Below are 13,405 nucleotides of genomic sequence, written 5' to 3'. Positions count from 1 at the left end.
GCCCTTACAGGGCTACTGTTCAACCCACTGACCACCGGTGTTGCGACGACCCCTTGAACCCGCAGGCGACAGCGTGCGGTGGGGGCCGATCACCCGGACCGGGCCACGTTCATGACCGGCACCAGCCGTCAGCTGCCGCCTCCCCAGGGCGCTGCGGTGCGCCGGATGGGGATCACTCGGTGAGCAGCACCCGGCTCTCCCACGGCCGGAGCTCCCCACCCGCCGCGTCGGGGTGCGTCGACAGGACGAGCGCCCCTCCGAGCAGTCCCTCGTCGACCGTCGCCGGCTCGCCGCTGAGGTTGGCCACCACCCGCAGCGTGGCGCCGTCGAGGGTGCGGACGTAGGCGAAGGCCTGCTCCTCGTCCGGCAGCAGCAGACGGTAGTCGCCGTGCACCACCACCGGGTGCTCGTGCCGCAGGGCGATGAGCTTGCGGTGGTGGTGGAGCACCGAGTCCGGGTCGGCCACCGCGGCCGCGGCGTTGATCTCCGTGTGGTTCGGGTTGACCGCCAGCCACGGCTCGCCGGTGGTGAAACCCGCGTTCGGCGAGGCGTCCCACTGCACCGGGGTGCGGGCGTTGTCGCGGGACTTGACGGCCAGGGCGTGGAGCACCTGCTCCTCCGGCAGCGCGGCGTGCGCCGCCCAGTTCACCGACTCGATGTCGCGGTACTGGTCGTGGCGGGTGAAGTGGCGTTGGTCATGCCCAGCTCCTCGCCCTGGTAGACGTACGGCGTGCCGCGCAGCAGGTGCAGCACCGTGGCGAGGCTCTTCGCGCTGGCCACGCGGTGCTCGCCGTCGTCGCCCCAGCGGGAGACGATGCGCGGCTGGTCGTGGTTGTCCCAGTACAGCGAGTTCCAGCCCACGTCGGCGAGGCCGTCCTGCCAGGCGCTGAGGTTGGCCTTGAGGTCGGGCAGGTGCAGCGGCCGGAGATCCCAGTTGGTGGCGCCGGCGTCCAGGCCGACGTGCTCGAACGTGAACACCATGTCGAGCTCGCCGCGGGCCGGGTCGCTGTAGAGGCGGGCGTCCTCCACGGTGGAGCCCGGCGTCTCGCCGACGATGATCAGGTCGCGGCCGGCGAGCACCTCGCGGTGCATCTCCTGCAGGAACTCGTGGACGCGCGGGCCGTCGGCGCACAGGGCGCTGGCGTCACCGTCCGGCAGGCCGTCAGGTTTGGAGATCAGGTTGATGACGTCCATCCGGAAGCCGTCGACGCCCCGGGCGAGCCACCACCGCATCATCGCGTAGAGCGCGTGGCGGACCTCCGGGTTCTCCCAGTTCTGGTCGGGCTGCCTGCGCGAGAACAGGTGCAGGAAGTACTGGTCCCCGGCGCGTTCCCATGCCGATCCGGAGAAGAACGACTGCCAGTCGTTGGGCTCGTCCCGCCACCAGTACCAGTCGCGCTTCGGGTTGTCGGGGCTGCTGCGCGACTCCACGAACCACGGGTGCTCGTCGCTGGTGTGGTTGACCACGAGATCCATGACCAGCTTCATGCCGCGCGTGTGGACGGCCGCGAGCAGCTCGTCGAAGTCGGCGAGCGTGCCGAACGCAGGGTCGATGTCCTGGTAGTCGCTGATGTCGTAGCCGTTGTCGTCCTGCGGGGAGCGGTAGATCGGCGAGAGCCAGAGCACGTCCACGCCGAGCAGCGCGAGGTGGTCGAGCCTCGCGGTGATGCCGGGCAGGTCCCCGATCCCGTCACCGTTCGAGTCGGCGAACGAGCGGGGGTAGATCTGGTACACGACGGCTGACTTCCACCCACTCATGAGGGGCATCGTGCCTGCCGGCTCCGGTCCCGCAGGCGGTCGGCCGCGGGCAGCGGGCGCTCCGCTCAGAACACCGCTCGCCGTCGGGAGCACCTCACCTCACCCCCACCCCCGCAAGTGCCGACTCGCGCACGGGAAAGTGCCGACTCGCGGGGGTGGGTCGGTGGGTCAGGCCCGGACGCCGGCCTCGATCTTGTCGCCGATCTCCTTGTCGATGTTGCGCCAGTACTCGAACGCCCTCACCAGTACCGGCTCCGTCACGCCGTCCTTCAGGTGGCCCACGACGTTCTCCACCAGGCGGTCGCGGGCGGCGGCGTCGAGGACCTCGCGGACCATCGTGGCCGCCTGGCCCCAGTCGTCGTCCTCGGCGCGCAGCGTGTACGCCGAGCGCACCATCTCGCCGTCGGCATACCAGAGGCCGGACTCGTCGGTGCGTGACGGGTCGGCGTGCGGGCCGCCGTAGGAGTTGGGCGCGTAGACCGGGTCGGACACGTTGTCGACGCGCATCGCGCCGTCCTTGGAGTAGCTGTGCACCGGCACGATCGGCCGGTTCACCGGGATCTGCTTGTAGTTGACGCCCAGCCGGGCCCGGTGCGCGTCGGAGTAGGCGAAGCCGCGGCCGATCAGCATCTTGTCCGGGGAGAGGCCGATCCCGGGCACCAGGTTGTTCGGCTCGAAGGCCGCCTGCTCCATCTCCGTGTGGTAGTCGGTGACGTTGCGGTTCAGGGTCAGCTTGCCGACCTTGATCAGCGGGTAGTCGCCGTGCGGCCAGGTCTTGGTGAGGTCGAACGGGTTGAACCGGTAGGTCTTCGCGTCCTCGAACGGCATGACCTGCACGTACAGCGTCCAGGACGGGAAGTCGCCGGCCTCGATCGTGTCGTAGAGGTCGCGCTGGTGGGCGTCGCCGTCCTCGCCCGCGATGCGGTCGGCGTCGGCCTGCTCGAGGAACTCGATGCCCTGGTCGGTCTTGTAGTGGTACTTGACCCAGAACTTCTCGCCCTGCGCGTTGACCCACATGTAAGTGTGGCTGGAGTAGCCGTTCATGTGGCGCCAGGTCTTCGGGATGCCCCGGTCGCCCATCAGCCAGCTCAGCATGTGGGCCGACTCGGGCGAGAGCGTCCAGAAGTCCCACTGCATGTCGTGGTCGCGCAGGTTGTTGCCCGCGCGGCGCTTCTGCGAGCGGATGAAGTGCTGGAACTTCAGCGGGTCGCGGATGAAGAAGATCGGCACATTGTTGCCGACCATGTCGTAGTTGCCCTCGGAGGTGTAGTGCTTCAGCGAGAAGCCACGCGGGTCGCGCCAGGTGTCGGGGCTGCCCCGCTCACCGGCGACGGTCGAGAAGCGGATCAGCGTGTCGACCTTCACCCCGGGCTGGTAGAGCGCGGCCCGGGTGAAGCGGCTGACGTCCTCGGTGGTCTCGAAGTAGCCGAACGCGCCGCCGCCCTTGGCGTGCGGCTGGCGCTCCGGGATGCGCTCCCGGTTGAACTGCGCCATCTGCTCGATGAGGTAGTGGTCCTGCAGCAGGATGGGGCCGTCGGCGCCGAGGGTGAGCGAGTGCTCGTCGCTCGCGACCGGCGCGCCCCCGTCGGTGGTCGTGTGGCGCGGTTCGGTTGCGGTCACGATGTCTCCTTCGCAGTGGGCATTCCCCTCGGGGTGCCCGTGCTCACGCCGGGCAAACCCGATCGCGTCCGTCGGTGGGCTGGACGACGATGGCGACGTGGCCGTCACCGCCGAGTACCGCGCCGTCCTGCGTCTGCCCGGCGTCGGGACGCTCTCGGGTGTCGCGTTCCTCGCCCGCATCCCCGCCACGCCCGCCACCATCCGCAGCGGCGTCCGGCCTACGCGCTCGACGCGATGTCGGTGGAGCTGTCCTACATCGTCGGGCCCGCGCTGGGCACCACGTTGACGCTCACCACCTCCTCCACCACGGCGATGTGGATCGTCGGGATCGGCTGGCTGTGCTCGGGGTCGGGGCTGTGGTGGCTCGACCCGCCCACCCGCTCCGAGGGGGGCGACACGCGACCCGAGCCGATCCGCACCTGGCTCGACGCCCGGATGGTCGCCGTCCTGCTCGCCACCACCTCCGCGTTGTTCATGCTCTTCGGCACCGAGCTGGCGATGATCGCCGCCCTCCAGACGGGTGGACACGCCGACCTCATCCCCGTGGTCAACGCGATGTGGTGCCTGGCGTCGCTCGCCGGCGGGTTCGCCTACGGGGCCGCGCGTCGGCAGGCACCGCTGTTCGGGCTCGTGGCCGCGCTCGGTGTCGCCACGATGCTGGTGGCGCTGGGCGGGCCGTGGTGGAGCTACCTGCTGCTGCTCGTGCCGGCCGGGATGCTCTGCGCCCCGTCGCTGGCCTCGGCGTCGGAGGCGGTCGCGCGGCTGGCTCCCGAGGAGTCGCGCGGCCTCGCCACCGGCCTGCACGGGTCGTCGATCACGCTGGGAGCGGCGGTCGGTACACCGGTGGCGGGTCGGCTGATCGACATCGGCTCACCGGCGCTCGCCCTGGTCGTCGCGGGGTCGGTCGGGCTCGGCGTGGCGGGCGTCGCCGCCGGGGTGTCGCGGCTGCCGTCCTCAGCGGTCTCTCATCCGATCTAGGGCAGACTCGGCGCCGATGACCGCGCCCGCTCTCCCCCACCGGCGTGCCCGCCACGTCCTCCGCTATCTGGTGGCGGTGCTGTTCACGCTCGTCGTGGCGATGGGCACCGTCCCGGACCTGCTGTTCGGGCTCGACCGCCGCAGCCCCTTCGCCCAGCTCGTCTCGTTCCGCCCGGTGGTGCTGGTCGGCGTGCTCGTGCTGCTGGTGCTGCTCGCGGCGCTGCTCCGGTTGGACCGGCGCGTGTGGCCGTTCGTCGCGGGCACGCTGGTGGTGCTGCTCGTCGGCGCCGGCATGACGCTGCCCCGGGCCTTCGCCGGGCCGCTGCCCACCGGCGGCACGCCGCTGAAGGTGCTGGCGTTCAACACCTACGAGGGCCAGGCCGGCGTCCCCGCCCTGGCCGAGCTGATCCGCACCGACCGGCCCGACCTGATCTCGCTCCCGGAGTCCGGCAGCCGCTTCGCGGCGAAGCTCGCGGTGGCCATCGAGCCGCTGGGCTACCGCCTGCACTCCACCACCGGCAAGGGCCGCAACGACGTGAACAACGTCACGGCGGCGGTGTCCGACCGACTCGGCGACGTGGACGTCACGATCGGCCGCGACACCACCACGTTCCCCTACGTCGACGTCACGGGCGGCGCACTGGGCCGGCTGCACTTCATCGCCTTCCACTCGGTGGCGCCGGTGCCGGGATCGGTGCCGGAGTGGGTGCAGGACATGAACCTGCTGCAGAAGTGGTGCGCGGGCCCGACGCCGGCCGTCGTCGCCGGCGACTTCAACGCCACCCTCGACAACTCCCCGCTGCGCGACGGCACGGCGGGCTGCGGCGACGCGGCCTCCCAGCGCGGCGACGGCCTCGTCCCGACGTGGGGGCCGTACGCGGCCGGGCCGGGCGTACGTGACGCGGCCGGGCCGCAGATCGACCACGTGTTCGCGACGGCGGGCATCATCGCCGAGGAGTTCGGCGTGCACGACCTCCCCGGTAGTGACCACCGCGCCGTCACGACCACGTTGCGCCTGCCCTAGCTGCTAGGCCCTAGCCGACGGTCAGCGGCACCGCGATCTCGCGCGCCCAGGTGGCGAACGTGCGCGCGGGGCGTCCGGTGACCGACTCCACCGCGTCGGTGATCTGGTCCGGCCGGCCGTCGGCCGCGGCCCAGTACTCGAGCAGGGAGTCGGTTACGAACGGCGGCATCGTCGCGGTCATGAACGCGCGCGCCTCGTCGTGGGAGACCGGGTCGATGCGCACCTCGCGGCCCAGCGCGTCGGCCAGGATCTGCACCTCCTGACGCCGGGCGGGCGACTCGGGCCCCGTCAGCGTGGGGGCCGTGCCGTCGTGGGGGCCGCCGGGGCCCGCGAGCAGCACGGGCGCGGGGGTGTCGGCGATGTCGCGCTCGTCGATCGCGGAGTCGCCCGACTCCGGATAGGGCAACCGGACGACACCGTCGCCGAGGATCGGACGGACCCACTGCCGCGCGTTGCCGGCGAATCCGCCCGGACGCAGGAACGTGGTGACGAAGCCCAGCACGGGCCGGCTGCGGCGGTCCGTGCCGCACCGGGCCGGCCCGCCGGCGAGGGTATGGAGTCCCTCTACCGCGACGAGCTCGCCCGCCGCCGGGATCGTGGCCACCTGCCCACCTACACCCGGTTCAGGGGCACGATCGCCGCCAGCCCGGCGTTGCGGGCGCGGCGCGCGCACCTCTCCGCCGCGATGCGCGACAACCTCGCCGCGGCGGTGGCCGACGGGACGCCCGACTGGCGCAGCCGGCTCGTCGCCGCCGTGTTCGCCGCCGTCACCGAGGTGCTCGACGGCGAGCTCATCCGGCCTCTCGACGCCGATGCCGACCACCCCGACGAGGTGCTGGACGGCATGTCACCGACGATCGCGACGGCGTTCGGGCCCTACGGCCGCCACCGCCCCGATCCCGTCAGCCGGTGGCCGACAGTTCGCCCTCGACGAACACCTCTTCGAGCGTGAACGACTCGATGTCCAGCACGAAGCCGCGCACCCGCGTCTCGGGGTGCAGGAACGGGTCGTGCCGCAGCTGCGCGAGGTCCCGGCGGACGCTCACCACCGGGTCCCGGAACGCGTGGCTGCGCCACGCCGGCCGCATGCCCACCTCCTGGGCGAGCTCCTCGGAGAAGTCGTCGTCGGTGAACGTGAGCAGACCGCACCCGGAGTGCTGCACGAGCAGGATGTCGCGGGTCTGCAGCTTGCGCTGGCTGATGGTGAGCGACCGGATCACGTCGTCGGTGACCACGCCGCCCGCGTTGCGCAGGACGTGCACCTCACCGAGCTGCATACCGAACAGCGTGAACACGTCGATCCGTGAGTCCATGCAGGTCAGCAGGGCGGTGTGCAGCGCAGGTGGTACGGCGAGCCCCTCGGCGCGCGTGGCGGCCAGGCGGCCGCCGCCGGCCTCGTAGCGGTGCAACAGTTCCTCGAAGGCCATCGGGGTCCCTTTCTTCTATGAAGCGGCTACCGTCTCCGCGATCTCGTACGTGTTCAGTGCCGCGCCCTTGCGGAGGTTGTCACCGCAGACGAACAGCTCGAGCGTGTTGGGGAAGTCGAGCGACTGCCGGACGCGCCCGACCACCGTGGGCTCGCCCCCGACCGTGTCGGCCGGGGTGGGCCACTCACCTGCGGCCGGGTCGTCGCGCAGCACGATGGACGGCTGCGCGCCGAGCACCTTGTGCGCGGCCTCGACGGAGACCTCGCGACCGAACGTGGCGTGCACCGCCAGCGCGTGCGTGGTGATCACCGGGACGCGCACGCAGGTGGCGGAGACCTTGAGGTCCGGGATGCCGAGGATCTTGCGCGACTCGTTGCGGACCTTGAGCTCCTCCGAGCTCCAGCCGTCGTCCTTGAGCGAGCCGGCCCACGGCACGACGTTCAGGGCGAGCGGCGCCGGGAACGGCGAGTCGGCGGGCAGACCCGCGGCCGCGAGGGCCTCGGCCACGTCGCCGGCCCGGTGGCCCAGATCCTTGCCCGCGACGGCCGACAGCTCGGCCTGCAGCCGGTCGATGCCGGGCTGGCCGGCTCCCGACGCGGCCTGGTACGACGCCACGACCAGCGCCTCGAGCCCGAACTCGCGGTGCAGCGCGCCCATCGCGGCCATCATCGACAGCGTGGTGCAGTTGGGGTTCGCGATGATCCCCCTGGGACGGCGTCCAGCGGCCTCGGCGTTGACCTCGGGCACCACCAGCGGCACCTCGGGATCCATCCGGAACGCGCCCGAGTTGTCGACGGCCACCGCACCGCGCGAGACGGCGATCGGCGCCCACTCGGCGCTGACCTCGTCGGGCACGTCGAACAGGGCCACGTCGACGCCGTCGAAGACCTCGGGCTCCAGCAGCCGGACCGTGACGTCCTCGCCGCGCACCTTCAGCACCTTGCCCGCCGAGCGGGCCGAGGCGACGAGCCGGATCTCCGACCACGGCACGCTCTCCCGCGCGTCGATGATCTCGATCATGGTGGTGCCGACGGCGCCGGTGGCGCCGACGATCGCGAGGACCGGCCCCGCCGAGGGTGCGTTCGCGAGCCCGCTCATCGTCCCGTCCCTCCGTACACCACGGCCTGCTCGTCCCCGCCCAGCTCGAACGCGTCGTGCAGCGCCTTGACCGCCGTGTCGAGCTGGTCGACCCGGCAGATCACGGAGATCCGGATCTCCGAGGTGTTCATCGTCTCGATGTTGATGCCGGCGTTCGACAGCGCCTCGCAGAACGTGGCCGTGACGCCGGGGTGGTTGCGCATCCCCGCCCCGATCAGCGAGACCTTGCCGACCTCGTCGTCGTGGATGAGCTCGGCGAACCCGATCTCCGCCTGGGCCGCGGTGATCGCGGCGACCGCGCGCGCACCGTCGGTGCGGGGCAGCGTGAACGTGATGTCGGTGCGCCGGTCGGACACGTGGCTGATGTTCTGCAGCACCATGTCGATGTTGATGTCGGCGTCCGCGACGGTCCGGAAGATGCGCGCGGCCATGCCGGGGGTGTCGGGCACCCCGGTGATGGTGACCTTGGCCTCGGACCGGTCGTGCGCGACCCCGGTGATGATCGCGTTCTCCAACGGAATCTCCTCGATCGAGCCGGTGACGAGCGATCCCGGCTTGTCGTTGTACGAGCTGCGGACGCGCAGCGGGACGTTGTAGCGGCGCGCGTACTCGACCGCGCGCAGGTGCAGGACCTTCGCCCCGCACGCGGCCATCTCCAGCATCTCCTCGTAGGTGATCTGGTCGATGAGCTGGGCGTCGGGGACGATGCGCGGGTCGGCGCTGAAGATGCCGTCGACGTCGGTGTAGATCTCGCAGACGTCGGCCTGCAACGCCGCGGCCAGCGCCACGGCGGTGGTGTCGGAGCCGCCGCGGCCGAGCGTGGTGACGTCCTTCGTGGACTGGCTGACGCCCTGGAACCCGGCCACCAGCACGATCGAGCCCTCGCCGATGGCCTCCTGCAGCCGCTGCGGGTTGACCTGCAGGATGCGCGCGTCGCCGTGCTTGGACGTGGTGACCATGCCGGCCTGCGAGCCGGTGAACGACCGCGCCTGTGCCCCGAGGGAGTGGATGGCCATGGCGACCAGCGCGTTGGAGATGCGCTCGCCCGCGGTGAGCAGCATGTCCATCTCGCGCGGGGGCGGGGCCGGCGACACCTGCTCGGCGAGGTCGAGGAGCTCGTCGGTGGTGTCACCCATCGCGGAGACGACGACGACGACGTCGTGCCCCTCCTTGTGCGTGCGGACGATCCGCTCGGCGACTCGTCTGATGCGATCCGCATCCGAAACCGACGAACCGCCGTACTTCTGCACGACGAGGGCCACCGCCGACCTCCTCCTACTGGCACGGCGCGCGTGCCCCTTGGGCTCATCACCCGGCCGGGCCCGCGCCCGGGGCGCGGCGCTCCACCTCGGGCGCTGGTCGGGAGCCCACCCTACCGGGACGCGACCGCTACGCCGACCGGAATGACCCACAGCACACGGTGGTGGTCGTCGGGCCGCCACGGAGCCGAACCAGATCGCCTGAACGGGTGAACTGGAACGGCCGGAGAAGGCACCCGTGGTTACCGTCCGATTGTCCGATATCGCCGTTTCAATTTCGCTCTTGCGCCTGGAATTCGTCGATACATCCGCTTGCGCGGTGCATAGAAGGCCTACTCTCCGCCTTTTCGGCACGGCAAGCCACCCCGGGAAGGTGCACCCGCAGCGCATCGCCGCCTCAACGCGATCGTTGAGGCAGCAACCGCCCCTGACGGCTCCCCACGACACCGACCGCGCCCGTCGTCCGCTCAGGGAGGGGAGAGAGGACTGTCGATGCCCGCTCATCGCAGAGCGCCCGCACCGGAGGCGGCGCCCGGCCAGACGTCGTCCCGCGAGCTCGGACGTCGCCGGTTCATGGGTTACCTGATCGCCGCCCCCACCCTCGCGGTGGCCGCGGGCGGCGCCTGGGAGTTGCTCACCCCCGACGACGCGAGTGCGGCGATCCCGTCGCCACCGCAACCGTCGGACGCCTACGACCTCGGGGACCTGCAGAACGATGCGGCGCTCCCGACCGCGTACCTGATCAAGATCGTGATCAACGAGGACGGCACCGCCTCGTTCGCGATGCCCCGCGCCGAGGTGGGCCAGGGCATCACCACGACGGTGGCGATGATGATCGCCGAGGAGCTCGACCTCCCCCTGGACAAGGTCACCGTCTCCCTCGCCGACGCCCGGCCCGAGCTGATGCTCAACCAGCTCACCGGCGGCTCGAACTCGGTGCGCAGCCTCTACATCCCGGTCCGCACCGCGGCGGCCCTCGCGCGCCAGCAGCTGCTGCTGACCGCCTCGAAGCAGCTCAACGTGCCGGTGGAGCAGCTGACCACCGCGGGCGGCAACATCCTCACCCCGACCGGCAAGGCGCTGAGCTACGGATCGCTGGCCGTGCCCGCCGCGTCCTCCACGCTGACCTCGACCTCGGTGCTGGTCAAGCCGACGTCGAAGTTCACGCTCCTGGGCACGCCGCAGAACCGCATCGACGCCCTCGACATCGTCACCGGGCGCAAGCAGTTCGCGATGGACCTCGAGGTCTCCCCCGACGCGAAGCCGACGATGGTGGCCCGGCCGCCGACGATCAACGGCAAGCCGAAGAAGGTCAACAACCTGGCCGCGGTGCTCGCCCTGCCGGGCGTCACCGACGTCGCCATGATCACCTACGGTGTGGCGATCCGCGCCGAGACCTTCGGCCAGTGCATCGACGCGATCCAGGTCATCGACGTGGACTGGGCCGGCGGCACCGTGGACGGGCAGTCCGACGAGAGCGTCGAGAAGAAGCTCAAGGCCGCGCAGCTGCCGCTGGCCGTGCCGAACCTGCTGACGAAATCGGTCGACACCGAGATCACCTTCGCGTTCGCCAGCAACTCCCCGCTGGAGCCCGACTGCGCCATCGCCGACATCAAGGGTGGCAAGGGCGAGATCTGGTCGAGCCTCAAGGTGCCGATCTGGGCGAAGCAGAACATCGAGGAGGAGCTGGGCATGGCGCCGGGCTCCGTCACGGTGCACGTCGCACAGGGCGGCGGCTCGTTCGGCCGCCACCTGTTCCACGACGTGGCCCTGGAGGCCGCCGAGGCGTCCAAGAAGATGGGCAAGCCCGTCAAGCTCATGTGGACCCGCACCGACGACTTCCGCCAGGGCCGCACGCACCCGATGTGCGTCGCGAAGGTCCGCGCGACCTACGCCCTGGGCAACGTCATCAGCTACGAGCAGCGCCACACCAGCGTCCGCACGGACTTCACCCACGGCCTCGGCGAGGTCCTCACGGCCACCGCCGCGAAGTCGCCGCTGGTCGGCAACTACTCGTTCGCGCAGTCGATCTTCCTGCTCAGCCAGTCGTCGCCCTACAACTTCGGCGTCACGACCCAGCTGCTCAACGAGGTCGACCTCGGCTACAACACCGGCAGCATGCGCAACATCTACTCGCCCAACACCGTCACCGCCGAGGAACTGGTCGTCGACGAGCTGGCGAAGCGCATGGGCAAGGACCGCGTGGACTTCCGCAGGTCCTTCCTCAAGGACGAGCGCCTCAAGGCCGTGCTGGAGAAGGCCGCCGACAAGGGCGAGTGGGGGAGGTCGCTGCCCGACGGCGTGTTCCAGGGCATCGCCCTGCACGGCGAGTACCGCGGCGCGATCTGCACGGTTCTCGAGCTGGACTGCCGCCCGGAGACGGTCAACCGGAAGATCAGGGACGCCGTCACCGGCCCGCGCGTGACCCGGGCGACCGTGGTGGTGGACGTCGGGCTCGCGCTCAACCCGCGCGGCCTCGAAGCACAGATGATCGGCGGGTTCAACGACGGCATCGCGATGGCGCTGACGTCGAGCCTGCACATCAAGGACGGCATACCGCTCGAGGGCAGCTGGGACAACTACTTCTACACCCGGCAGTGGAACACCCCGCCGGAGATGAACGTCGTGATCATGCCACCGACCACGGGTGAGCCCGGTGGCGCCGGTGAGCTGGCCGTGGCGCCGTCGATGGCCGCGGCGGCCTGCGCGTACGCGCAGTCGATCGGGCGGATCCCCACCTACTTCCCGATCAACCACGGGACGCTGGGCTTCGAGCCGTACCCGCTCGAGCCCTCGTCGCCGAACTCGCCCACCGACGGCCTCACGAACCGCATCTAGGAGTCCCTGTGTCCACACACGTGTTCAACGTCAACGGCCGGCGCGTCTCCGTCGAGTGCGACGACAGCGTCCGGCTGCTCTGGGTGTTGCGCGACCTGCTCGGGATCCACGGCCCGAAGTACGGCTGCGGTCTCAACGTCTGCAAGGCCTGCACGAGCCACATCAACGGCACGGCGTTCAACCCCTGCTCGGTGCCGGTCTCCGACATCAAGGAGTCCGACGAGATCACCACCATCGAGGGCCTCGCCGCCAGCGTCGGCAAGGACCTGCACCCGATGCAGGAGGCCTGGCTCGAGGGCGACGTCGCGCAGTGCGGCTACTGCCAGCCCGGCCAGATCATGGCGGCCGCCGCCCTGGTGAAGGAGAAGGGCGCCGACATCAGCGACGACGACCTCGACCAGATCCGCAACATCTGCCGGTGCGGTACCTACCACCGGATCCGCGAGGCGATCAAGGCCGGCGCCGCGAAGATGTAGCGCCGGGTACGGGAGGCCGGGGCGGGGACGTGGGCGATCACGTCCCCGCCCCTCTCTGCTGCTCCTCGACCGAGTCCCGTCGGCACCCCATTTTCGGGTGGGCTCCCCACCCGACGACGGCTGCGCCACGTGGCCTGCCCGACCCCACGATTTCTCCACTCAGAGACGTCGGCCGCGGGGTCGGTCTGCATCGCCACGAGCCACTCCGGGGCACCTGATGACGGCCGGCAGGCTGATCCGCAGGACCCACCCGGTGCGCAGCGCCGCCGTCATCGCGGCCACGGCGCTGCTGTCCCTGCTCGACATCGGAGTCCGCAACGTCGGCCTGCCGGTCGGAGCGGCGGCCGGCCAGGCGATGGACCTGCTCGGCGTGCTCGTGGCCCTCTGCGACGCCACCGCGCCGGCGGCGCTGCCCGTCGTCCTCCCGCCCCGGTGGCGGTTCTGCGCGACGACGGGCGTGGCTGCCGTCGCGGTCCGGTCGGAGTGGGTGGCCGGCCTGGTCCTGGCCTGAGCCGGGTCAGCTCACGCGGCGCACGATGCGGACGACGACCGAGGTGATGACGTACCAGATGATCGCGGCCACGCCGTAGTTCAGCAACACGCCGACCTTCGGGTCGGCCGGCAGGAACAGGTTGGACAGGCCGAGGTCGAAGTTGCCGGCCAGGTCCTTGATCGCCGCCGCGAACGTGTTGCCGAAGTTGGCGTCCAGCAGCGTCAGCACGATGAAGACGACGAGCACCGCCACGATCAGCAGGCCGATGATCCTCAGCACGCTCGCCAGCAGACCGGCGCCGCGCCGAGCGGTGGTTCCCACAGCCATGACTGTCCTCCCCTAGGGATAAGGCCGTCATAGTGGCACGTCGGGGCCTCCGGTACTTACTCACCGGTATCACCTGATCGGGTGAGCTGTTCCGGGGTGGGGGTTGC

Annotated in this window: 14 protein-coding genes; 6 read left to right on the top strand and 8 right to left on the bottom strand. The window is 70.8% G+C overall.

The annotated features are described in order from the left end of the window. Positions 1-172: 172 nt before the first annotated feature. The 3 genes from BGP03_RS34090 to BGP03_RS34080 all read right to left on the bottom strand — a co-directional run bounded on the left by BGP03_RS34090 (position 173) and on the right by BGP03_RS34080 (position 3,378). Positions 173-649 (bottom strand): DUF3459 domain-containing protein, encoded by a 477-nt coding sequence (locus BGP03_RS34090; RefSeq protein ID WP_298798119.1) that lies wholly within the window; start codon positions 647-649, stop codon positions 173-175. Next, positions 646-1,758, bottom strand: a complete 1,113-nt coding sequence (locus tag BGP03_RS34085; RefSeq protein ID WP_298798117.1) for an alpha-glucosidase — start codon at positions 1,756-1,758, stop codon at positions 646-648. The genes BGP03_RS34090 and BGP03_RS34085 overlap by 4 nt, the downstream gene beginning before the upstream one ends. A 168-nt stretch (positions 1,759-1,926) precedes the next feature. Continuing rightward, positions 1,927-3,378, bottom strand: a complete 1,452-nt coding sequence (locus tag BGP03_RS34080) for a catalase (protein ID WP_298798115.1) — start codon at positions 3,376-3,378, stop codon at positions 1,927-1,929. 234 nt (positions 3,379-3,612) lie between these two features. On the opposite strand from BGP03_RS34080, the gene BGP03_RS34075 reads away from it, so the two are divergent. After that, complete coding sequence (locus BGP03_RS34075; RefSeq protein ID WP_298798112.1) at positions 3,613-4,356, top strand: hypothetical protein; 744 nt, start codon at positions 3,613-3,615, stop codon at positions 4,354-4,356. Between the two features lie 16 nt (positions 4,357-4,372). Next, entirely contained in the window at positions 4,373-5,380 is a 1,008-nt protein-coding gene (locus BGP03_RS34070; RefSeq protein ID WP_298798110.1) for an endonuclease/exonuclease/phosphatase family protein, read from the top strand. Positions 5,381-5,390: 10 nt separating this feature from the next. Here BGP03_RS34070 and BGP03_RS34065 read toward each other — a convergent pair whose 3' ends face one another. Further along, on the bottom strand, positions 5,391-5,882 hold the full coding sequence (locus tag BGP03_RS34065) for a hypothetical protein (RefSeq protein WP_298798108.1): 492 nt from the start codon (positions 5,880-5,882) through the stop codon (positions 5,391-5,393). 51 nt (positions 5,883-5,933) lie between these two features. On the opposite strand from BGP03_RS34065, the gene BGP03_RS34060 reads away from it, so the two are divergent. After that, positions 5,934-6,332 (top strand): hypothetical protein, encoded by a 399-nt coding sequence (locus BGP03_RS34060; protein WP_296374493.1) that lies wholly within the window; start codon positions 5,934-5,936, stop codon positions 6,330-6,332. On the opposite strand, the gene BGP03_RS34055 is transcribed toward BGP03_RS34060, so the two are convergent. Genes BGP03_RS34055 through BGP03_RS34045 form a run of 3 tightly spaced genes read right to left on the bottom strand, consistent with a single transcriptional unit; the run spans position 6,283 to position 9,167 of the window. Continuing rightward, positions 6,283-6,807, bottom strand: coding sequence for a carbonic anhydrase (locus tag BGP03_RS34055; protein WP_296374491.1), 525 nt, complete (start codon positions 6,805-6,807; stop codon positions 6,283-6,285). The two genes, BGP03_RS34060 and BGP03_RS34055, sit on opposite strands and share 50 nt — an antisense overlap. A 15-nt stretch (positions 6,808-6,822) precedes the next feature. Continuing rightward, positions 6,823-7,905: an aspartate-semialdehyde dehydrogenase gene (locus BGP03_RS34050; protein WP_296374488.1), complete on the bottom strand. Its 1,083-nt coding sequence runs from the start codon at positions 7,903-7,905 to the stop codon at positions 6,823-6,825. After that, entirely contained in the window at positions 7,902-9,167 is a 1,266-nt protein-coding gene (locus BGP03_RS34045) for an aspartate kinase (RefSeq protein WP_296374486.1), read from the bottom strand. The genes BGP03_RS34050 and BGP03_RS34045 overlap by 4 nt, the downstream gene beginning before the upstream one ends. 489 nt (positions 9,168-9,656) lie before the next feature. Between BGP03_RS34045 and BGP03_RS34040 the strand changes: the two genes are divergently transcribed. The 3 genes from BGP03_RS34040 (at position 9,657) to BGP03_RS34030 (ending at position 12,989) form a co-directional block, all read left to right on the top strand. Further along, positions 9,657-12,002, top strand: coding sequence for a molybdopterin cofactor-binding domain-containing protein (locus tag BGP03_RS34040; protein WP_298798105.1), 2,346 nt, complete (start codon positions 9,657-9,659; stop codon positions 12,000-12,002). A gap of 8 nt (positions 12,003-12,010) precedes the next feature. Further along, the gene (locus BGP03_RS34035; RefSeq protein ID WP_296374482.1) at positions 12,011-12,478 is read left to right on the top strand and encodes a (2Fe-2S)-binding protein; all 468 of its coding nucleotides are present in this window, start codon (positions 12,011-12,013) and stop codon (positions 12,476-12,478) included. A 217-nt stretch (positions 12,479-12,695) separates the two neighbouring features. Then, positions 12,696-12,989 (top strand): hypothetical protein, encoded by a 294-nt coding sequence (locus BGP03_RS34030; protein ID WP_296374479.1) that lies wholly within the window; start codon positions 12,696-12,698, stop codon positions 12,987-12,989. 6 nt (positions 12,990-12,995) lie between these two features. Here the strand turns inward: BGP03_RS34030 and BGP03_RS34025 are convergent, their stop codons facing one another. Continuing rightward, positions 12,996-13,298 carry a hypothetical protein gene (locus BGP03_RS34025; protein WP_296374477.1) on the bottom strand — a complete coding sequence of 101 codons (303 nt, stop codon included), beginning with the start codon at positions 13,296-13,298 and terminating at the stop codon, positions 12,996-12,998. Positions 13,299-13,405: the final 107 nt, after the last annotated feature.

It is taken from the genome of Pseudonocardia sp. 73-21, from assembly GCF_001899645.1.
Classification (GTDB): Bacteria; Actinomycetota; Actinomycetes; order Mycobacteriales; family Pseudonocardiaceae; genus Pseudonocardia.
The sequence above is the reverse complement of the archived record's forward strand: the minus strand, read 5'-3'. Positions and strand labels throughout refer to the sequence as shown.